Origin of the sequence: Nocardiopsis dassonvillei, assembly GCF_964273065.1 — a bacterium.
Taxonomy (GTDB): domain Bacteria; phylum Actinomycetota; class Actinomycetes; order Streptosporangiales; family Streptosporangiaceae; genus Nocardiopsis; species Nocardiopsis dassonvillei_B.
The window spans coordinates 5,007,322-5,027,619 of sequence record NZ_OZ186815.1; the positions used below are offsets into that span (position 1 = coordinate 5,007,322).

21 protein-coding genes are annotated in these 20,298 nt (G+C 73.0%); 12 read left to right on the forward strand and 9 right to left on the reverse strand.

Translation table 11 applies throughout. The features are described 5' to 3' along the window. Positions 1-485 precede the first annotated feature (485 nt). From ACSUPR_RS22415 to ACSUPR_RS22440, 6 genes are all read right to left on the reverse strand, one after another. Positions 486-818, reverse strand: a complete 333-nt coding sequence (locus tag ACSUPR_RS22415) for a hypothetical protein (RefSeq protein WP_436886678.1) — start codon at positions 816-818, stop codon at positions 486-488. A 436-nt stretch (positions 819-1,254) separates the two neighbouring features. Then, positions 1,255-2,178 carry a cytochrome d ubiquinol oxidase subunit II gene (locus ACSUPR_RS22420; protein WP_436886679.1) on the reverse strand — a complete coding sequence of 308 codons (924 nt, stop codon included), beginning with the start codon at positions 2,176-2,178 and terminating at the stop codon, positions 1,255-1,257. Positions 2,179-2,192: 14 nt separating this feature from the next. Continuing rightward, the gene (locus tag ACSUPR_RS22425) at positions 2,193-3,452 is read right to left on the reverse strand and encodes a cytochrome ubiquinol oxidase subunit I (RefSeq protein WP_436886680.1); all 1,260 of its coding nucleotides are present in this window, start codon (positions 3,450-3,452) and stop codon (positions 2,193-2,195) included. 146 nt (positions 3,453-3,598) lie between these two features. After that, entirely contained in the window at positions 3,599-4,282 is a 684-nt protein-coding gene (locus ACSUPR_RS22430) for a response regulator (protein ID WP_436886681.1), read from the reverse strand. A 3-nt stretch (positions 4,283-4,285) separates the two neighbouring features. Continuing rightward, positions 4,286-5,452 (reverse strand): sensor histidine kinase, encoded by a 1,167-nt coding sequence (locus ACSUPR_RS22435; RefSeq protein WP_436886682.1) that lies wholly within the window; start codon positions 5,450-5,452, stop codon positions 4,286-4,288. A gap of 99 nt (positions 5,453-5,551) precedes the next feature. After that, positions 5,552-6,394 (reverse strand): spermidine synthase, encoded by an 843-nt coding sequence (locus ACSUPR_RS22440; protein ID WP_436886683.1) that lies wholly within the window; start codon positions 6,392-6,394, stop codon positions 5,552-5,554. 168 nt (positions 6,395-6,562) lie between these two features. Here ACSUPR_RS22440 and ACSUPR_RS22445 point away from each other — a divergent pair, with 168 nt between their 5' ends. Then, a complete protein-coding gene (locus tag ACSUPR_RS22445) occupies positions 6,563-8,299 on the forward strand; it encodes a proline--tRNA ligase (protein WP_436892102.1) in 1,737 nt (578 codons plus the stop codon). 98 nt (positions 8,300-8,397) lie between these two features. On the opposite strand, the gene ACSUPR_RS22450 is transcribed toward ACSUPR_RS22445, so the two are convergent. Both ACSUPR_RS22450 and ACSUPR_RS22455 read right to left on the reverse strand, forming a co-directional pair. Then, complete coding sequence (locus ACSUPR_RS22450) at positions 8,398-8,838, reverse strand: DUF4439 domain-containing protein (RefSeq protein WP_436886684.1); 441 nt, start codon at positions 8,836-8,838, stop codon at positions 8,398-8,400. Between the two features lie 48 nt (positions 8,839-8,886). Continuing rightward, positions 8,887-9,381: a ferritin-like domain-containing protein gene (locus ACSUPR_RS22455; protein ID WP_436886685.1), complete on the reverse strand. Its 495-nt coding sequence runs from the start codon at positions 9,379-9,381 to the stop codon at positions 8,887-8,889. Positions 9,382-9,721: 340 nt separating this feature from the next. Between ACSUPR_RS22455 and rimP the strand changes: the two genes are divergently transcribed. The 7 genes from rimP (at position 9,722) to truB (ending at position 16,668) form a co-directional block, all read left to right on the forward strand. Continuing rightward, a complete protein-coding gene (gene rimP, locus ACSUPR_RS22460) occupies positions 9,722-10,204 on the forward strand; it encodes a ribosome maturation factor RimP (protein ID WP_436886686.1) in 483 nt (160 codons plus the stop codon). 24 nt (positions 10,205-10,228) lie between these two features. Beyond that, complete coding sequence (gene nusA, locus ACSUPR_RS22465; protein WP_436886687.1) at positions 10,229-11,242, forward strand: transcription termination factor NusA; 1,014 nt, start codon at positions 10,229-10,231, stop codon at positions 11,240-11,242. Between the two features lie 111 nt (positions 11,243-11,353). Continuing rightward, complete coding sequence (locus ACSUPR_RS22470; RefSeq protein ID WP_436886688.1) at positions 11,354-11,578, forward strand: YlxR family protein; 225 nt, start codon at positions 11,354-11,356, stop codon at positions 11,576-11,578. A gap of 212 nt (positions 11,579-11,790) precedes the next feature. Beyond that, the gene (gene infB / locus ACSUPR_RS22475; RefSeq protein WP_436886689.1) at positions 11,791-14,862 is read left to right on the forward strand and encodes a translation initiation factor IF-2; all 3,072 of its coding nucleotides are present in this window, start codon (positions 11,791-11,793) and stop codon (positions 14,860-14,862) included. Positions 14,863-14,949: 87 nt separating this feature from the next. Next, entirely contained in the window at positions 14,950-15,246 is a 297-nt protein-coding gene (locus ACSUPR_RS22480) for a DUF503 domain-containing protein (protein WP_436886690.1), read from the forward strand. 2 nt (positions 15,247-15,248) lie between these two features. Beyond that, on the forward strand, positions 15,249-15,695 hold the full coding sequence (rbfA, locus tag ACSUPR_RS22485) for a 30S ribosome-binding factor RbfA (protein WP_436886691.1): 447 nt from the start codon (positions 15,249-15,251) through the stop codon (positions 15,693-15,695). Positions 15,696-15,780: 85 nt separating this feature from the next. After that, positions 15,781-16,668 carry a tRNA pseudouridine(55) synthase TruB gene (truB, locus tag ACSUPR_RS22490; protein WP_436886692.1) on the forward strand — a complete coding sequence of 296 codons (888 nt, stop codon included), beginning with the start codon at positions 15,781-15,783 and terminating at the stop codon, positions 16,666-16,668. Positions 16,669-17,022: 354 nt separating this feature from the next. Here truB and ACSUPR_RS22495 read toward each other — a convergent pair whose 3' ends face one another. Beyond that, a complete protein-coding gene (locus ACSUPR_RS22495) occupies positions 17,023-17,877 on the reverse strand; it encodes an alpha/beta fold hydrolase (RefSeq protein ID WP_436886693.1) in 855 nt (284 codons plus the stop codon). A 115-nt stretch (positions 17,878-17,992) separates the two neighbouring features. On the opposite strand from ACSUPR_RS22495, the gene ACSUPR_RS22500 reads away from it, so the two are divergent. The 4 genes from ACSUPR_RS22500 (at position 17,993) to rpsO (ending at position 20,147) form a co-directional block, all read left to right on the forward strand. After that, the gene (locus ACSUPR_RS22500) at positions 17,993-18,283 is read left to right on the forward strand and encodes a type II toxin-antitoxin system Phd/YefM family antitoxin (protein WP_436886694.1); all 291 of its coding nucleotides are present in this window, start codon (positions 17,993-17,995) and stop codon (positions 18,281-18,283) included. After that, positions 18,280-18,561 carry a type II toxin-antitoxin system RelE family toxin gene (locus tag ACSUPR_RS22505; protein WP_436886695.1) on the forward strand — a complete coding sequence of 94 codons (282 nt, stop codon included), beginning with the start codon at positions 18,280-18,282 and terminating at the stop codon, positions 18,559-18,561. The genes ACSUPR_RS22500 and ACSUPR_RS22505 overlap by 4 nt, the downstream gene beginning before the upstream one ends. A 120-nt stretch (positions 18,562-18,681) precedes the next feature. Beyond that, positions 18,682-19,629, forward strand: a complete 948-nt coding sequence (locus ACSUPR_RS22510) for a bifunctional riboflavin kinase/FAD synthetase (RefSeq protein WP_436886696.1) — start codon at positions 18,682-18,684, stop codon at positions 19,627-19,629. A gap of 248 nt (positions 19,630-19,877) precedes the next feature. Then, the gene (rpsO, locus tag ACSUPR_RS22515; RefSeq protein ID WP_220559404.1) at positions 19,878-20,147 is read left to right on the forward strand and encodes a 30S ribosomal protein S15; all 270 of its coding nucleotides are present in this window, start codon (positions 19,878-19,880) and stop codon (positions 20,145-20,147) included. The last annotated feature ends 151 nt before the right edge of the window (positions 20,148-20,298 follow it).

The window sequence follows — 20,298 nt, forward strand, 5'->3', positions numbered from 1 at the left end:
AGGTCCTTTCGGCCGCCCCCGGCGAATCGAGACGCTCCGGTTATCCGATGGGGGGTGTCCGTGTTACCGCCGCGTCGTTAACGTCGTCGGTGCAGGGCGCGCCCCGGCTCCGGGACGCCGCGCCCGCCGCCCCGTGGCCGGTCCCAGGGGCTGTCCCCCGCCCCTGGGCCTGGCCTCCTCCCCCCGTCGGTGGGGAGCCCTCTCTGCGCATCCGCTCCGCCTCCGGGGACACCCGGGTCCGCTCCGGGTTCAGCGCTCATAACCGGTTCCAGTCCCAGGCTCTTCGGAGAAACCTTGGGTCTGCTGGGAGAAGCTCGGATCCGAGGGCTTGCATTAGAACAAGTTTCAGTATTACGCTCAGGCCATGCCCGGCCCGGTGAGGGCATCCGGTGGTTCGGTCACCGGATGCCGAGGACGGCCGGTGAGGACCGCCGCCCGCAGGCAGCCGGATCGCGCCCCGGCACCGGCGGGCGGCGGCCGCTTCCTCAGGCCGGAAGCCGGGAGATCTCCTCGAAGGTCGGACAGGGCCAGGTCCGCCCGCACCCCGCGCACAGTGCCCCCTCGCCCTCGCCGGGGCGGTGCAGCCGCAACAGCTCCGCGCACACCGCCGCCAGTGCCGCCACCTCGTTGCGCGCGTTCGCGTAGAAGGCCACGTCGTTGATCCGGGACAGCGGGCTCTCCGAGCCGCCCCGCGGTATCCCGACCGTGTCGGGTTCCCAGGGGACCGCCCGGGCCGAGCGCTCCTGGATGCCCTCGACGCACCGGAGCAGTCTCGCGTGCTCGGTGGCACTCCCTTTCGTCGGCCTGGTGAACGGCATCGCCGATCTCCCCCCAACGGGTGGATGCGCAGCTACATCTGGTGACCCAGCGTATACCTATCATCGCGGAATGTCGCGACACGGGGGCGGCGCGGAAAGCGGGCCGCCCCCAAGGGGAGAGGCGGCCCGCAGGGAAGGGGCGGATCGGGTTCGGGCTAGTGGCAGTTGCCCCCGCAGGAGCACGAGCCGCCGTTCTGGCAGCCGCAGCCGCAGCCCGAACCGCAGTTGCAGGCGCTCGGGGGAGTGGTCAAGGGGTGGGTCATGTTCCCTCCTCGGATCGGTCCGAAGTCCGGTCCACCGCGCCCGGGCGGCGCGGTTCCCGAAAGATGACCTGCCCGGGGCCGGGCTTTCCCAATCCGAGACGGGATCCTTGACGAATCCTGGCCGACACGCCCGCGCCCCGGGGGCCGCCCCACCGGCCCGGGAGGAAGCGGACTCAGGCGAAGAACCCCGGAGCCCGGCTCGGCCTGCGTGTCATTCGGTAGAGCCAAACCTGGCCGATGAGCATGACCGGAACCGCCGGAGCCAGCACCGACCAGACCAGCACCGCGGTCGTGTCCGGGACGGAGGCCAGGGGCAGGTCCCCCGCCACCGCCACCAGCACGCCCGGCACGGCGATCGCCACCGCCGACGTGTGCCGCGACAGCATCGGACCGGACAGGCCCGCCGTCGCCGCCAGGGCGGCCGCCAGCGCCGCGGTCGGGAGCAGCGCCGCCGCGCCCGGCCCGGTCGCCGGGACGGCGGCCGCCGCCGTCACCACGACGCCGGCCAGGGCCGCCACCGCGATCCGGCGGGTGTCGCGGGCGGCCACGTCCGCGCTCTCGGCGTCGACCTCGCCGACCAGCCGCTCGGCCCCGAAGGCCGCCCCCCGCAGCGCGAACAGCAGCGTCACGGTCAGCGCACACGGCACCGTGAACAGGGAGACGCCCGGCTCACCGGCGATCAGCGACGCGAGCACCCAGCCCCAGGACAGGGCCAGCGCCCAGCTGCCCGCGACGACGGCGCCGTCCCACAGCGCCGCCCACCCGGCCCCCGGCACCCGAGAGCGCAGCCACAGGCCCGCGTCGCGCACCAGCAGCCCGGCCGCCAGCGCCACCAGCACCGGCCACAGCCGCGCCACCACGTGGTGCTCCACCGCGGGGAACAGCCCGGCCAGCACCCCGACCAGGGCCACCAGCCACACCTCGGTGGCCAGGAAGTAGGGCGCGATCGCGGCCACCACCCGGCGCCGCTGCGCCGGGCCGCGCGCCACCCGCGGCATCAGCATGCCCAGGCCCACGTCGGCCCCGGCCAGCACCAGGTAGCCCACGACGAACAGGGCGAGCAGAAGAGAGGACAGGGAGGACAGGACGTCCGACATGGCACGGCTCCGGTTCAGAAGGTGGGGACGGGGGAGGCGGAGGCGGCCGCGGGACGGTCGTCGCGGCGCTCGGCCAGCGGTCCGCCCTCGGGGCCGCGCCGGGCGAACCCGACCAGCAGCCACCAGGTCGTGGCGGCCAGTGCCGCGAACGCGACCGTGAACAGCCCGAAGGACACCGCCGCGGCCGCCGGGGACATCGGCGTCACCGCGTCCGCCGTGGTCAGGTGGTGCACGACCGTCCACGGCTGGCGGTTCGTCTCCCGGAAGACCCACCCGCCGACACTCGCCAGGTAGGGCAGGAAGGGGAGCGCGGCCAGCGGGTACAGCGCCCACCGCATCCGCCGTGCGTTCCTGGAGAGCCGGGCGATCACCCAGCCCAGCAGCAGGACCGGCCCCAGGAGGAACATCAGGGACCACAGGCCCACCATGAAGACCTCGGCGGTGGTGCCGACGGCCGGGTGGACCCCGCTCCCGGCCGCCTCGATCGCCTCGATCTCCGCGGAGGTGTAGGTCCGGCCGCTGGTGGGCGGGTCCTGGCCGAGCAGGCCGAACTGCACCCCGCCGAAGGCCGCCACCGGGATCGGCAGCAGGCACATCACCAGCACCCCGTAGCCGATACCGCGCGAGAACATCCGCTGCGGGTCGTTCCCCCGCCGCAGGTGGTAGGCGCTCGTCGCGATGACCACCGCGGCACCCACCAGCAGGGAACCGGTCACGATGTGCCCGAACGCCATCGTCGCCGCCGGGTTCGTCATCAGCGCCACCGGGTCGGTCAGGTGGGCGACCCCGTCCACCATCTCGAAGCCCACCGGGTTGCGCAGGAACCCGTTGGAGACCAGCACCCACCAGGCCGACAGGTACGCCGTCGCGGTCACCACGGCGAAGCACGCCAGGTGCGCCCAGCGGCCCATCCGGTCCCACCCGAAGATCCACAGCCCCAGGAACGTGGACTCGATGAAGAACGCCGTCATCGTCTCCAGGGCCAGCGGCGCCCCGAAGGAGTAGCCGTACATCTCCTGCAGGCCGCTCCAGTTGAGCGCCAACTGGAGTTCCATGACCAGCCCCGAGAGCACGCCCATGCCGTAGTTGACCAGGTAGATCCCGCCCCAGAAGCGGACCGCGGACATCCGCTCCCGGTCGCCGGACAGGGTCGCCCGCAGCTGGGCGACGAGGATGTAGGGCGCCAGTCCCAGGGTCAGGGCCACGAACATGAAGTGCGTCGCCGCCGTGAACGCGAACTGGAGCCGCGCCAGGAGGAGGGGATCGTCGAACATCGCAGGGCCTCGTGATCGTCGTAGGGAATCACGAGAAGCATCCGACGGGGGTCCGCCACGGGACATCGTCCGGCGGAAGGCTTTCCCCGCCTCCTCCGGGGGTAGCCGGCCCCCGGGCCCTACTCCCGGGGGGCTACGGGGAACCCCTAGGGGGTCGCCCGGCCCCCGCTCCAGCCGGGGGACACCAGCGCCGTCTCGTAGGCCAGCACCACCAGCTGCGCCCGGTCCCGCACCCCGAGCTTCACCATGGCCCGGCTCACGTGGGTCTTGGCGGTGGCGGGGCTGAGCACCAGCTCCTTGGCGATCTCCTCGTTGGAGAGCCCCCGGCCCACCAGGGCCACCACCTCCCGCTCCCGGTCGGTGAGGCCGTTCAGCCGCGGAGACGGCGCGGGGGCCGTGCGCGGGCGGCTCGTGTAGTCGGCGATCAGCCGCCGGGTGATCCCGGGCGACAGCAGCGCCTCGCCTCCGTGCACCACCCGCACCGCCTGGAGCAGGTCGCGCGGCTCGGTGTCCTTGACCAGGAACCCGCTCACCCCCGAGCGCAGCGCCTCGAAGATGTACTCGTCCAGGTCGAACGTGGTCAGGATGATGATCCTGGTCCGGCCCAGGGCGGGCTCGGCGATGATGCGCGCGGCGGCCTCCAGGCCGTCCACCCCCGGCATGCGGATGTCCATGAGGACCACGTCGGGGCGCTCGGCGCGGGCCAGCCGCACCGCCTCCTCGCCGTCCGCGGCCTCGGCCACCACCTGGATGTCGTCCGCGCTGTCCAGGAGGGCGCGGAAACCGGCCCGCACCAGCGCCTGGTCGTCGGCCAGCAGTACGCGGATCAACCTTCACCCCGTTCGTTCGTCGGAACCCTCGATCGGCAGCCGGGCCCGCACCCGGAATCCTCCCCCCTCCAGGGGGCCCGCGTCCACCGTGCCGCCCACCAGGCCGGCACGCTCGCGCATCCCGGTGATGCCGTTGCCCGCGGCCGGCGCACCCAGCGTGCCCCGCCCGTCGTCGCCCACCTCCACGACCACCTCCGTGGGCCGGTAGTCCACCACCACCGTCGCGCTCCCGGCCCCGGCGTGGCGCACCACGTTGGTCAGCGCCTCCTGCACGATGCGGTAGACCGCCGAGTCGGTGCCCACGGGCAGTTTCACCGGAGCGCCGACGACCTTCACCTCCACCGCGACCCCGGCCCTGCGGGCCGCCTCGGCGACCTCGTCGATCCGGTCGGCGCCCGCCACCGGGGAGCGCGGCGCGCCCTCGTCCACCATCCGCAGCACCCCCAGGATGGCGCGCAGCTCCACCAGCGTGTCCTTGCTGGTCCGCTTGATGGTGGCCAGCGCCTCCGAGGCCCGCTCCGGCTCGTTCTCCATCAGGTACAGGGCGGTCCCGGCCTGCACGTTGATGAGCGAGATGTTGTGCGCGACCGTGTCGTGGACGTCGCGGGCCAGCCGCAGCCGCTCCTCGGAGGCCCGCCGCAGCAGCTCCTCCTCACGGGTGCGCCGCGCCTCCTCCTCGCGCCGCCGGTCCGCCCGCAGGTACTCCTGCCGCCAGCGCACCACCTCGCCCGTGCACAGCAGGACCAGCACCCAGCCGATGATCCCGAGCGCCTCGGGGCGGAACGCCCCCGTGACCAGCAGCTCGTAACCGTTCACCGCGAGGAACTGCGTGATCCCCAGCGTCCACCCGAACGCCCGGTACCCCCACCGGACCAGGCTGTAGAGCACCACGGCGGTACAGACCATGACCAGCCCGTCGGGGAACCCCAGGGGGTAGTACGCGGTCGCCGCCGCCACCGACACCAGCCCGACGGTGCGGGGGAGGGCGGTGCGCCACAGCAGGGACAGGGAGGCCACGGCGACCAGCGCGTACCCCCACGGCCACGGCTCGGCGGCTCCCGACCCGGGGTCCACCGCCCGGACGGCGAAGGTGCTGCCCGCCGCCAGGAGGAACAGGCCCAGGGCGATCCATACGTCGGTCCGCGCCGGGCGCGGGAGTGGTGCCGTCACACCCCCGAAGGTACGGCCTGCACGCCGGGGTTTCCGTCCCCCCTCGGGAGGCGATCCCCGGTCCGGCCTACTCCTCACGGAGTATGTCCCACCGCACGGTCAGAAGACGCCGTCGGGAGGGGCGGGGGAGTCGACGGCGTCGGAGTCGCGCACCGGGGCGCGACCGGAGGCGAACCTGTCCAGCTCCTCCCCGGACAGCAGGCGGGCCATCTCCGGGTCGCGGTGCGCGCGCCGGTACAGCCCGTCCACCGGCAGCGGCCCGTGGGAGGCGGTGAGCACGAGGTTGCCGAACCGGCGGCCCCTCAGCACGCCCGGCTCCGCCGACAGCGCCACCTGCGGCAGCACCTCGCGGACGGTCGCCACCTGGGCGCGGGTGTGCGCCAGCGCGCCGCCGTCGCCCACGTTCACCGCCAGCAGCCCGCCGGGGCGCAGCACCCGGGCCGCCTCGGTGTAGAACTCCACCGAGGTCAGCCGGGCCGGGGTGCGGGCGCCCGCGAACACGTCGGACACGATGAGGTCGGCGCTGGCGTCGTGCCGGGCAGCGATCCACTCCCGGGCGTCGCCGATCCCCACCCTCAGCTGCGCGCGCCGGTCCCAGGGCAGCCGCCGCCGCACCAGCTCCACCAGCGGGGCGTCCACGTCCACCGCCCGCTGCCGCGAACCCGGCCGGGTGTGCGCGATGTAGCGGGCCAGGGTCAGCGCCCCCGCGCCCAGGTGCAGGGCGTCGATCGGCTCCCGGCCGGGGGCGACCAGGTCGGCGGCGTGCGCGATCCGCCGCACGTACGAGAAGTCCAGGTGGGTGGGATCGGACAGGTCCACGTGGGACTGGGGCGTGCCCCCCACCACCAGGAACCAGGAGTCGGCCCGGTCGGCGTCGGCCAGCAGCTCCATCCCCGGAGCCCCGATGGCCTCGTCGTCGTCCCGTGCGCCGCGTCCGCCCATGTCCCCGTCCCGTCCGTCCGATGCGGCCCCCAGCGTAGCCGTCCACGGGCGGGGATCGAGCGCGCGCACCGCCCCCCGGAGGGCGCTAGCCTGGGGTTCCCCTGTTCTTCCTACACACCCGCGCCCCCGCCGGGGCGCGTTCACCGAGGAGTGGCCGTGCTACTGCGGATGTCGACCCTGTTCCTGCGCACCCTGCGTGAGGACCCGGCGGACGCCGAGGTGCCGAGCCACAAGCTGCTCGTCCGCGGCGGCTACGTGCGCCGCGCCGCCCCGGGCGTCTACTCCTGGCTGCCCCTGGGCAAGATCGTCCTGGAGAACGTGGCCCGCGTGGTCCGCGAGGAGATGAACGCGATCGGCGGCCAGGAGCTGCTGCTGCCCGCGCTGCTGCCCAAGGAGTACTACGAGGCCACCGGACGCTGGGAGGAGTACGGCGACACCCTGTTCCGCCTCCGGGACCGCAAGGGCGCCGACTACCTGCTCGGCCCCACCCACGAGGAGGTCTTCACCCTCCTGGTGAAGGGCGAGTACTCCTCCTACAAGGACTTCCCGGTCATCCTCTACCAGATCCAGGAGAAGTTCCGCGACGAGGCCCGTCCCAGGGCGGGCGTGCTGCGCGGCCGCGAGTTCCACATGAAGGACTCCTACTCCTTCGACATCGACGACGCCGGGCTCCAGGAGTCCTACGACAAGCACCGCGCCGCCTACATCCGGATCTTCGACCGGCTGGGCCTGGAGTACGTGATCGTCAAGGCCACCTCCGGCGCCATGGGCGGCTCGGCCTCCGAGGAGTTCCTCGCGGTCGCGCCCACCGGTGAGGACACCTTCGTGCGCAGCACGGAGTCGGACTACGCGGCCAACGTCGAGGCGGTCACCACCCCCGCCCCGCCCGCGCTGCCGATCGAGGGGCTGCCGGAGGCGAGGGTCCACCACACACCGGACACCGCCACCATCCGGACCCTCGTCGACTTCCTCAACGACCTGGAGCTGGGCCGCGACTTCAGCGAGGCGGACACCCTCAAGAACGTCCTGGTCAAGACCCGGGCCCCGGGCGCCCGGGAGTGGGAGCTGCTGGCCGTCGGCCTGCCCGGCGACCGCGAGGTGGACTTCAAGCGCCTGGAGGCCGCGCTGGAGCCTGCCGAGGTGGCTCTGCTGGACGACGCCGACTTCGCCGCGAACCCGTTCCTGGCCAAGGGCTACATCGGTCCCCGGGCGCTGCTCGACAACAAGGTCCGCTACCTCGTCGACCCCCGCGTGGTCACCGGCACCGCCTGGGTGACCGGCGCCGACCGGCCCGACCACCACGTCATCGACCTGGTGGCGGGGCGCGACTTCGTCCCGGACGGCGTCATCGACGTCGCCGAGGTCCGCGACGGCGACCCCTCCCCGGACGGGCGGGGCACCCTGTACACCGCGCGCGGTATCGAGATCGGCCACATCTTCCAGCTGGGCCGCAAGTACGCCGACGCCTTCCAGCTCGACGCACTGGGTCCGGACGGCAAGCCCAAGCGCATCACCATGGGCTCCTACGGCATCGGCGTCTCCCGGGTGCTGGCCTCGGTCGTCGAGCAGTCCCACGACGACAAGGGCATCGTCTGGCCGCGCGAGATCGCCCCGGCCGACGTGCACGTCGTCGGCACCGGCAAGGGCGACCAGATCGAGGAGGCGCTGCGCATCGCCGGCGAGCTCCAGGCCCGCGGGCTGCGCGTCCTGGTGGACGACCGCAAGGGCGTCTCGCCGGGCGTGAAGTTCACCGACGCCGAACTGCTGGGCGTTCCCACCGCCGTCATCGTCGGCCGCGGACTGGCCGACGGCGTGGTGGAGCTGCGCGACCGCGCCACCGGGGAGCGCGAGGAGGTCGCCCTGGACGCGATCGTCGAGCGCGCCGAGGCCGCCTGCCGAGCCTGACCACAGGGCACCCGTCCGCCGGTTCCGACGGTGGCCGCCTCCCCGGTCTCCCGGGGGCGCGGCCACCGCGCCGTTCACGGAACGCCCGTGTGCCGGGCTCAGGCCCCGTCGAACCCGGGGAGGGCGCCGGGGTCCCCGCCCCGCTCCAGTACCCGCACCGCCGCGTCCTGGAGGTTGCGGGCCCCGGCCGTGCGCAGGTCGGTGTCGCGGGCGGCCGACAGCCACGCGTAGGCGCGGGCCGCCGTCTCCTCCAGCCCCAGCAGGAAGGCGTCCAGGGAGGCGTCGTCCCGCTCCGCGGGCAGGGGGTAGGAGGCCAGCGCGGGAGTGGGGTCCACACCCGCGGCCACCGACAGCGCGTGCAGTTCGTCACGCAGCGCCTTGTGCACCAGGGCCTCCTCCTCGGCCCGGGAGCGGTAGTCGAGGTCGCCCCCGGCGCCGCCCGCGAACTCGTACCCGTACACCGCCGCGTGCTCCGCCGCCAGGGCCTCGGCCAGCGCCCGGGGGCCGTCGTCGACCGCCGGCAGGTCCGCATCACTCACCGGGCACCGCCACCTTCCACCGCTCCGTGTCCACCGTCAGTGCCCCGGTCACGCGCGCGCCAGCAGGTGGGCGTGCACGGCCTCGCAGGCCCCGATACCGCTGATCAGCTGGGCCAGGCCGGGATCCGACACCGCCGCGGCCTGGTCGATGCGCGCCGCCGCGGCCGAGGCCTCCAGGACCCGCAGCCCCCCGGTGTCGGGGGCGGTGTCCGGGGCCGGGTCCGTCGGGCGCTCCGACGGGTCCTGCTCCCGTGCCGCGGCCGACTCCTCCGGCAGTGCGGCCGCCAGCGCGTCCATGTGCTCCAGGTGGTGGCCGCGCAGCCGCTCCAGCAGGTCGGCCGGGCCGGACCCGGTCTCGACCGCCCTGGCGTAACGGGCCGCCAGCAGCTCCTTCTCCCACAGCAGGGAACGGATCACGTGCTCGTCGGGGGTCACGTCGGCCGGGTACCACTCGGTCCCGCCGCATCCGCTCACCCCCGCGACCGCGACGCCCGCCGCCACCGCGCCCAGGACCGTGCGGCGACTGACGCTGACCTCGCCCACGCGCTCTCCTTCCGTGCCCGGCGCCGTCCTCGGCGCCGACGGCCTCCATCTTTCCATGACCGGGCCCGGAACCGCTCCCGTCCACACCCCCTGCCGGGCAGGGCCTGCGGGCCCGCCGGGGCGCCCGCCGACGCGCCCCCGCCGCGGACGGCGACCTGGAAAGGCCCCGGGTGTGGATACCCTTGCACCACGACCGCCGTCGTACGCGACGCGCGGCCGGTTCGCGTCCCCGCCGGGGGCGCGGACCCGACAGTCGAAGACTCACGTACAGAGCTGGACCGCCCCGTACACCGGCCCACGGCCGCACGGGCGGGATTCTCGCCTTGGAGGGGCACACCACATGGGAGCGCAGGCGCGCCAGGAGCGCATCGCCGAGCTGCTGGAACCCGTCCTGGCCGCGGCCGGGCTGGACCTGGAGGCCGTCGAGCTGACACCGGCCGGCAAGCGTCGGGTCCTGCGCGTGGTCGTGGACTCCGACAACGGGGTGGACCTGGACACCGTCGGCGAGGTCAGCCCGGAGATCGACGCGCTCCTGGAGTCCTCCGACGTCATGGGCGAGCTGCCCTACGTCCTGGAGGTCACCTCTCCCGGGGTGGACCGCCCGTTGACCCGGCCGCGGCACTGGCGCCGCTCGCGCGGGCGCCTGGTGCAGGCGGCCCTCGCCGACGGCGGCGAGGTCACCGGCCGGGTCACCGAGGCCGACGACGACGGCGTCACACTCGACGTCGAGGGTCGATCCCGCACCTACACCTACGCCGAGATCGGCAAGGGCAGGGTGCAGGTGGAATTCCGCCGTGCGTCCGACACCGGCGCGGCGGACTAGAGGGGGAGCCCCGTGGACATTGACATGAGCGTTCTGCGCAGCCTGGAACGCGAGAAGGACATCTCCGTCGAACTGGTCGCCCGGGCCATCGAGGACGCGCTGCTGATCGCGTACCACCGCGAGGAGGGCCCCGACAAGAGGGCCAGGGTCGAACTCGACCGCTCCACCGGGCACGTCACCGTGTGGGTGGCCGAGCTGGACGAGGAGGGCGGGGTCGTCGGGGAGTCCGACGGCACCCCCACCAACTTCGGCCGCATCGCGACCTCCACCGCCAAGCAGGTCATCCTCCAGCGCCTGCGCGACGCCGAGGACGAGCTGACCCTGGGCGAGTTCGCCGGACGCGAGCACGACATCGTCTCCGGCATCATCCAGCAGGGCAAGGACCCCCGCAACGTCCTGGTCGACCTGGGCCGGCTCGAGGCGGTGCTGCCCCCGCAGGAGCAGGTGCCCACCGAGACCTACACCCACGGCGAGCGCCTGCGCGCCTACGTGGTACAGGTCCGCAAGGGCCACCGCGGCCCCTCGGTGACCCTGTCGCGCACCCACCCCAACCTGGTGCGCAAGCTCTTCGAGCTGGAGGTCCCCGAGATCGCCGACGGCACCGTGGAGATCGCCGCGATCGCCCGCGAGGCCGGCCACCGCACCAAGATGGCGGTCCGCTCCAACCGGGGCGGCGTCAACGCCAAGGGCGCCTGCATCGGCCCGCTGGGCAGCCGCGTGCGCAATGTCATGGCGGAGCTGCACGGGGAGAAGATCGACATCGTCGACCACTCCGACGACCCGGCGGTGTTCGTCGCCAACGCCCTGTCCCCGGCGCGGGTCAATTCCGTGGAAATCCTCGACATGGCCGCCCGGGTGGCCCGGGTGATCGTTCCCGACTACCAGCAGTCGCTGGCGATCGGCAAGGAGGGCCAGAACGCCCGCCTGGCCGCCCGTCTCACCGGCTGGCGCATCGACATCCGCTCCGACGCGGAGGCCCCCGGGGCGGCCGACGACGAGGTCGACACGGATGGTCGCGGCGCCGCGACGGACGGTTAACGGGTCGCGGCCATGCCTCGACGCGATATGGTTGCGGGAGACGGTCCCGACCGTCCCACGCGTACGTGCGTGGGGTGTCGGTCGCGGGCAGTCCAATCCGACCTCGTTCGGATGGTGGCCGAGGGCAAGGCCGTCATCCCCGACGTTCGGGGTCGACGTCCGGGTCGCGGTGCCTACCTGCACGACGATCGGCGATGCCTCCAGGCGGCCGAGCGCAAACGGGTGTGGTCACGCGCCTTTCGGAGGGGACCGGGCGACGGCGGGTGGGACGTTTCACGTGTGGAGGCGCTGTTCGGCGTCACCCCGCACGACCCACCGGCGGGCCCGTCCCGATAGGGTTGGAATGTCCGGACCGGCCTCCGGGTTGTAGTGACCGAGGTCGGTGTGCAGTGCTGCGTGCTGCACGAGCTGAATACGGCCCATTGTTGTGTAGCGATGAGGAAGCAGGTCGAGATTGCGATGAGCGCCTGATGAGTACGCAGCGATGAGTACGAGCTAACAACGGTCCGGCACGAGCCCATGTCCCGGACCGAAGCTGAAGGAGAGTAGTGGCGAAGGTCCGGGTGTACGAACTCGCCAAGGAGTTCGGAGTAGAGAGCAAGGCCGTCCTGGCCAAGCTCAACGAGATGGGCGAATTCGTTCGTTCGGCGTCCTCGACGATAGAGGCCCCCGTCGTGCGACGCCTGCAGGAAGCTTTCAACAACGGGAACGACGGCGGCAAGAAGGGCGGGGCTCCCAAGCCCGGTCCGCGCGCCGAGTCCCCCGCGGCCCCCAAGCCGGGGCCCGCTCCCAAGCCGGGACCCAAGCCGGGTCCGGCTCCCAAGCCCGCGGCGCAGGCTCCGGCCGCGCCCACCCCGCCGGTGCAGGCTCCGGCGGCCGAGACCGCGCGTCCCGCGGCTCCCAAGCCGGGCCCCAAGGCCCCGCGCGGCGAGTCCGGCCCGCGTCCCGGCGGCGCTCCGCGCCCCGGCCAGCAGGGTCGCCCCGAGGGCGGCGCCCCGCGCGGCGAGCGCCCCGAGCGTTCCGAGCGCGCTGAGCGTCCCGACCGCGGCGAGCGCCCGCAGCGCGGCGACCGCGGTCCGCGTCCCGAGGGCCGCAACCCCCGTCCGGGTCCGCGCACGACCGGTCCGCGTCCCGGCAACAACCCGTTCCAGACCAACGCCTCGGGCATGGGTGCCAAGCCGGCCCCGCGTCCGGGCGGCGGTGCCCCGCGTCCCGGCGGCCAGGGCGGTCCCCGCCCCGGCCCGCGTCCGGGCCCGCAGGGCGACCAGCGCGCACCCCGTCCGGGTGGCGGCGCTCCGCGTCCGGGTGCCCCCGGCGCTCCGGGCGGTCCCCGTCCCGGCCCGCGTCCGGGCCCGCAGGGCGACCGCGCCCCGCGTCCGGGCGGTGCCGCCGGCGTGCCGCGTCCCGGCGGTGCGGCCGGGGCTCCCCGTCCCGGTGGCGGTGCTCCGCGTCCGGGCGGTCCGCGCCCCAGCCCGATGAACATGCCCTCGTCCCGTCCCGCTCCGGCCGCAGGCGCCGGTCGCGGCGGTGCCGGCGGCGGCCGTCCCGGCCCCGGTGGCCGCGGTCGCGGCGGTGCCCCCGCGGGCGCCGGCGGTCCGCGTCCGGGCGGTGGCGGCGGTGGCGGCGCCGGTCGTCCCGGTGGCGGCGGCTTCGGCGGTCGTCCCGGTGGCGGCGGCCGCGGTCGCGGTGGCGGCACGGCCGGTGCGTTCGGCCGTCCGGGCGGTCGTCCCGGGCGTGCCCGCAAGTCCAAGAAGCAGCGGCGCCAGGAGTTCAACGACCTCCAGGCCCCGTCGTTCGGCGGCGTCAAGATTCCGAGTGGCAACAACCAGGTCATCCGGCTGTCCCGCGGCGCCTCGCTGTCCGACTTCGGTGACAAGATCGACGTCAACCCGGCGTCGCTGGTCCAGGTGCTCATGCACCTGGGCGAGATGGTGACCGCGACCCAGTCCCTTCCGGACGAGACCCTGGTGCTGCTGGGCGAGGAGCTCAAGTACCGCATCGAGGTCGTCAGCCCGGAGGACGAGGACCGCGAGCTGCTGGAGTCCTTCTCCATCGACTTCGGTGAGGACGACGGGACCGAAGAGGACCTGCGTCCCCGCCCGCCGGTGGTCACCGTCATGGGTCACGTCGACCACGGTAAGACCCGACTGCTGGACACCATCCGCAAGACCAACGTCGTGAGCGGCGAGGCCGGCGGTATCACCCAGCACATCGGCGCCTACCAGGTCGCCACCGAGGTGGACGGCGAAGAGCGCAAGATCACCTTCATCGACACCCCCGGTCACGAGGCGTTCACCGCCATGCGTGCCCGCGGTGCGAAGGTCACCGACATCGCGGTCCTGGTGGTCGCGGCCGACGACGGCGTCAAGCCGCAGACGGCCGAGGCCATCGACCACGCCAAGGCGGCCGAGGTGCCGATCGTGGTGGCGGTCAACAAGATCGACGTCGAGGGCGCCGACCCGCAGCGGGTCCGCGCGCAGCTCACCGAGTACGGCCTGGTGGCCGAGGAGTACGGCGGCGACGTCCAGTTCGTGGACATCTCCGCGCTCCGCGGCACCAACATCGACGCCCTGCTCGAGTCGATCGTGCTGACGTCCGACGCGGCCCTGGACCTCCAGGCCAACCCGGACATGGACGCCCAGGGCCTGGCCATCGAGGCCTACCTGGACCGCGGTCGCGGTTCCACGGCCACGGTGCTGGTCCAGCGCGGCACGCTCAATGTCGGCGACTCGATCGTCTGTGGTGACGCCTACGGCCGCGTTCGCGCCATGCTCGACGAGCACGGCCAGAACGTGCAGAGCGCCGAGCCGTCCCGTCCGGTGCAGGTGCTGGGTCTGACCAACGTGCCCAGCGCCGGCGACAGCTTCCTGGTCGTCAAGGACGACCGGGTGGCCCGCCAGATCGCGCAGCAGCGTGAGGCGCGCGAGCGCTTCGCCCAGCAGGCGCGGTCGGCCCGACGGGTCACGTTCGAGACCTGGCAGGATCACCTCAAGGAGGGTGAGCGCTCCGAACTGCTCCTCCTCATCAAGGGTGACATGTCCGGTTCGGTCGAGGCGCTCGAGGAGTCGCTGCTCAAGATCGACGCCGGTGGCGAAGAGGTCAACATCCGGGTCATCGGGCGCGGTGTCGGTGCGATCACGCAGAACGACATCAACCTGGCGGCCTCGGCCGACGCCATCATCGTCGGCTTCAACGTTCGGCCCGAGGGCAAGAACAGCGAGCTCGCCGACCGCATGGGCGTCGACATCCGCTACTACTCGGTCATCTACCAGGCCATCGACGAGGTCGAAGCCGCCGTCAAGGGTCTCCTCAAGCCCATCTACGAGGAGGTCAAGCTCGGTTCGGCCGAGATCCGCGAGGTCTTCAAGGTGCCCAAGATCGGCAACATCGCCGGTGCGATCGTCCGCGACGGCATCATCCGCCGCAACTCCAAGGCGCGGCTCATCCGCGACGGGGTCGTCATCTCCGAGAACCTCACGGTGGACTCGCTCCGCCGGTTCAAGGACGACGCGACCGAGGTCCGCGAGGGCTTCGAGTGCGGTATCGGTGTCGGGTACAACGACATCCGCATCGAGGACGTCATCGAGACGTACGAGATGCAGGAGAAGCCCCGCGACTAGTCGTCGCGAGGCCTGATCCACCGGGGCCCCGGACACGAGCTGTCCGGGGCCCCGCCTTTGACGGTTCACAACACCACAGGTGATCACTTGTACGTTGGGGCGCTGACCCTGGACGTCCTTCTCGGTGACGTCCACTCGCTCAAACAGAAGCGTTCGCTGGTGCGGCCGGTCATCTCCGAGCTGCGCCGCAAGTTCTCGGTGTCGGTCTCCGAGGTGGGGGAGCACGATCTGTACCGCCGCGCCAGGATCGGCGTCGCGGTGGTCGCCCCGACCGCGGCCCACGCCCGGGAGCAGATGGACACCTGCGAGCGCTTCGTCGCGGGCCGTCCCGAACTGGAGCTGCTGTCCGCCAGGCAGCGGCTCTTCAACGAAGAGGAAGACTGACGATGGTCGACGCAGCACGCGCGCGCAAGATCGCCGACCGCATCCAGCGCATCGTCGCCGAGATGCTGGACCGGCGTATCAAGGACCCGCGCCTGGGATTCGTCACCGTGACCGACGCGCGCATCACCGCGGACCTGCGGGACGCCACGGTGTACTACACGGTGTTCGGCAGCCCGGAGGAACGCTCCGCCTCCGCCGCCGCGCTGGAGAGCGCCAAGGGCCTCATCCGCAGCGAGGTGGGGAAGCAGACCGGCATCCGCCACACGCCGAGCCTGACCTTCGTGATCGACGAGGTCCAGGAGAACGCCCAGCACATCGAGGAGCTGCTGGTCAAGGCGCGCCGGTCGGACGCCGAGGTGGCCGAGCGGGCCACCGGCGCGAGCCCGGCGGGCGAGGCCGACCCCTACAAGGCCCCGCGCGAGGTCGAGGACGACGAGGACGAGGAGTAGGCCTCCCCGTTCCCGCCGAGAACACCGCGGGCGGTGGCGCTGCGCCGCCGCCCGCTCCCTTTCCCGTTCCTTCCCGAGGAGACCGATGGCCGAGAGCGGCGTCGTGGTGATCGACAAACCCGCCGACTGGACCTCGCACGACGTGGTCGCCAAGACCCGCGGGCTCGCCCGTACGCGCCGGGTCGGCCACGCCGGCACCCTGGACCCGATGGCCACCGGGGTCCTGGTGCTGGGGATCGAGAAGGGCACCAAGCTCCTCGGGCACCTCACCCTCACGGAGAAGGCGTACGACGCCACCATCCGGTTGGGCCTCACCACCAACACCGACGACGCCGAGGGCGAACCCGGCGTGCGGGTGGACGCCGCGGGGGTCGCGGACGAGGACGTCCACGCGGCGGTGCGGGCGCTCACCGGGGAGATCATGCAGGTCCCGCCCCAGGTCAGCGCGATCAAGGTGGACGGCAGGCGGGCCTACAAGTCGGCGCGGGAGGGCAAGGAGGTCGAGCTGAAGGCCCGGCCGGTCACCATCGCCGCGTTCGAGGTCACCGCCGTGCGCCGGACCGCCGACGAGGCGGGCGTGTTCGTGGACGTGGACGCCTCCGTCGTCTGCTCCAGCGGCACCTACATCCGCTCCCTGGCCCGCGACATGGGCGCGGCCCTGGGCGTCGGCGGCCACCTGACGGCGCTGCGCCGTACCCGGGTGGGCCCCTACGACCTGGCGCAGGCGCACACCCTGGAGCAGCTGGCGAAGGAGTTCACCCAGGTCCCGCTGGCGGAGGCGGTCGCGGCGGCCTTCCCGGCGCGCACCCTCACCGAGGAGGAGGTCCGGCGGGTGCGGCACGGCAACCGGATCGACCCCGACGACCGGGGGCGGGGGCCCATCGGCCTGTTCGCCCCCGACGGACGGGTGATCGCGCTGGCGGAGAACCGCCGCGACCACATGAAGCCGCTGGTGGTCTTCGAGCCCGCCTAGGCCGTGTTCTTTCGAACCTCCGCTCCGCTTCGGTTCGCGTTCGGCGCCTTTGGAGGGCGGGGACCCTCGGCCCCACGGGAACGTCCTCGTTCCTCGGACATTCCCTCCGGGCCTCCAGAACCCCGCCGGCGCCTCACACACCCCCGCGGAACAGACGGCACTCAAAAAACAGACCCTAGTCCGTGTTCTTTCGAACCTCCGCTCCGCTGCGGTCCGCGTTCGGCGCCTTTGGAGGGCGGGGACCTTCGGCCCCACGGGAACGTCCTCGTTCCTCGGACATTCCCTCCGGGCCTGCAGAACCCCGCCGGCGCCTCACACACCCCCGCGGAACAGGACGGCATCCAAGGGCACGGCCTAGCCCTCCCATTCCTTGAGGAAGTCCGCCAGGGCGGCGGTGAGCTCCGCGGGGCGCTCCACCGAGGGCAGGTGCCCGGTGTCGGGCAGCTCCAGCAGCCGGGCGCCGGGGATCCCCATCACGTACAGGTCGGCGACGTCCTGGATCTCGCGTACGTCGGAGAGTCCCTTGACGACCAGGGCGGGGACGTCCACCCCGTCCAGCCGGCCGTTGGCGGGAGGGTCGATCCACTGCGGCGTGTTGGCGGGGGAGGACCACATCCGGGTGAACAGCTCGCGCAGCATCAGCAGGCTCAGGTCCCAGGCCTCCGGGGGCAGGTCCTCGGGGGTACGGCCGGGGCCCGCCACCATGAACCGGGCCTGGGCCTGCGCCATCGCGGCCACGTCGGCGGGATCGGGGACGGCGTTCCCGGCCCGGTAGCGGGCCATGCGCTCGGACGGGACGGCGGGCCCCACGGCCGCGGCCGCCGCGTCCGTGAACGACTGCGGCCAGCGGTGCCCGGACATCCCGGGGCAGACCAGCGCCAGCGCGCCGACCCGGTCGGGTGCGGCCAGTGCGGCGTCCACGGCGTGCGCACCGCCGAACGACGCGCCCACCAGGGCCGCCCTGTCGATGCCCAGCACGTCCATGAGGTCGAGCAGGTCCCGGTGGTGCTCCACCGGACCCGCGTGGTCGGCGGACCCTCCCACTCCGCGCCGGTCGTAGCGGACCACCCGGTGGTCGGCGGCCAGCGCGGCGAACTGGTGGTCCCACATGCGCCGGTCGCCCATCCCGGCGTGCAGCAGCACCACGGCCGGCCCGTCACCGGCCTCGTCGTAGGCGAGTCGGGTCGAACCCGTGTCGATCATCGGCATCCGGGCAGGCTAACGACCCCCTCCCCCCGCTGTCGACCCCCTTCTCCCCACCGCAGAACCGCGAATCCACGCGCGGATCATGTACAAGATCAATGTGTGGGCTGGAATTCTGTACATGAGCACACTTCCGCTGGCGGAGGCCGGGAACAGCCTGTCCAAGATCGTCGACGAGGTCGGGAGAACCCACGGAGCCGTGACCATCACCCGCAACGGCAGGCCCTCTGCGGTGGTGATCTCCGTGGATGACTACGAGTCGATGATGGAGACCTTCGCGCTCCTGGAAAGCCCGGAGGAGCAGCAGCGGCTGCGTGAAGCGGAGGGGGCCGTCGCCGAAGGCGACTTCGTCACCGGTGGGGAGACGGCCGTGCCGATGCGTGAACGGGCTCGGAGGGAAGGGCTCGGGTGAACGATCCGCGGCTCATCCTCCCCCCTCCCGCCAAGCGGGCCCTGACGAAGGGGCTGCCGTTCAAGGTCGCTTCTGCCGTGTGGGAACTCGTCGACGGAGGCCTGAAGCTGGAACCACGAAGAGCCGGCAAGCCGTTGAACCCGCCGTTCGCCGGGCGGCGGGTGGCCCGTCGCTCCTCCTACCGTGTCCGGTACCGGATCGATGAGGAGGCGCGCACCGTCGTGATCCTCGTTGTCCAGGGGCGCACTGATGCCTACCGTTCCTCGGGACACGCCTGACGTCCGGTGGGGCCGGGCGCCGGGGGGTTCGTGTCGGCGGGCGGGCGGGGGACGTGGCAGGCTTGGGGCGGGAGGGCCGAAAGGCCCTCCGCCAAGGCGAGCGGCGAGAGGGAGTCGGACGTGCGGCGATGGGACGGGCCCGAGAACGTGCCCTCCGGATGGGGGCGGTCCGTGGTGGCCGTCGGTGTCTTCGACGGGGTGCACCGGGGACACCAGGCCCTCCTGGCGACCGCGGTCGAACGGGGCCTGGAGCTGGGGCTGCCGGTGGTCGTGGTGACCTTCGACCCGCACCCGGAGGCGGTGCTGCGCGGCACCGCTCCGGCGGTGCTCACACCGGTGGAGCGGCGTATCGGCCTGCTCGGCGAGTACGGTGCCGACGCGGTGTGCGTCATGCCCTTCACCAAGGACCTGTCGGCGCGCACCCCCGAGGAGTTCGTGCGCACCCTCCTGGTCGACCGGCTGCACGCCGCGGCCGTGGTGGTCGGCGAGGACTTCCGGTTCGGGCACCGGGCCGCCGGGGACGTGGCCGAGCTGGCCCGGCTGGGCGGGGAGGCGGGCTTCACGGTGGACGGGGTCGCCCTGGTCGCCGACGGCGAGACCATCACCTCCACCCGGGTGCGCGGCCTGCTGGCCGCCGGCGACGTGGCCGGGGCGGCCGACCTGCTGGGCCGCCCGCACCGGGTCGAGGGCGAGATCGTGCACGGCGCGGCCCGCGGACGCGAGCTGCTGGGCTTCCCCACCGCCAACATGGACCTGGCCCCGCACACCGCCGTCCCCGGAGACGGCGTGTACGCGGGCTGGCTGAGCCGGGTCGAGCCGGTCTCCGGGGGCGAGTCGCGCTGGCCCGCGGCGATCTCGGTGGGCACCAACCCCACCTTCGACGGTGCCGAGCGCACCGTGGAGTCCTACGCCCTGGACCGCGACGACCTGGAGCTGTACGGGGTGCGGATGACCGTGGACTTCACCGCGCGCATCCGCGGCCAGGAGCGGTTCGACAGCATCGACGACCTGATCGCGGCGATGCGCCGCGACGTCGACCGGTGCCGCGAGGTCCTGGGGACGGGCTGAGGCGGGGGAGACCACCCCCACGCTCCGTACGCACCCGGGACCTCCGCGTCTGCGGTAGGGTGGGGACGTCCACGTGTGCCCCGCACGAGGTCACGGTAACGTGACCCGAGGGAGCCGCGATGTCCTCCGCCGTCGGCGGAAGCCGCGCTGCACACCAGACGGTGACTGTTCGTACGCGTGGTCACCGTGTCCGGACCCGGCACGGCCCGGGTCCGTCCTGCGTACCGATTCAGCAGAAAAGGAACGACGTGTCGATCGACGCCGCCACCAAAGAGAAGATCATCGCCGAGTACGCCACCGGCGAGGGTGACACCGGCTCCCCCGAGGTCCAGGTCGCGCTGCTCACGCACCGCATCACCGAGCTCACCGAGCACCTCAAGGACCACAAGCACGACCACCACAGCCGTCGTGGCCTGCTCCTGATGGTCGGCCGCCGCCGCCGTCTCCTCAAGTACATCGCCAAGCAGGACATCACCCGCTACCGCTCGCTGATCGAGCGCCTGGGCCTGCGCCGCTAGGACGCCGGAGGGAGTGGCTTCGGTCGCTCCCTCTTTCTTAGTAGGGTGTACGTGTCGGCGGTCACGGCCGCCGGCACCCCCAACAGAACAGAGACCACCCGCGTTCACACTCCCTCGGCCGCAGAGTCGGGGCCGGTCCTCGGTAGTGGCC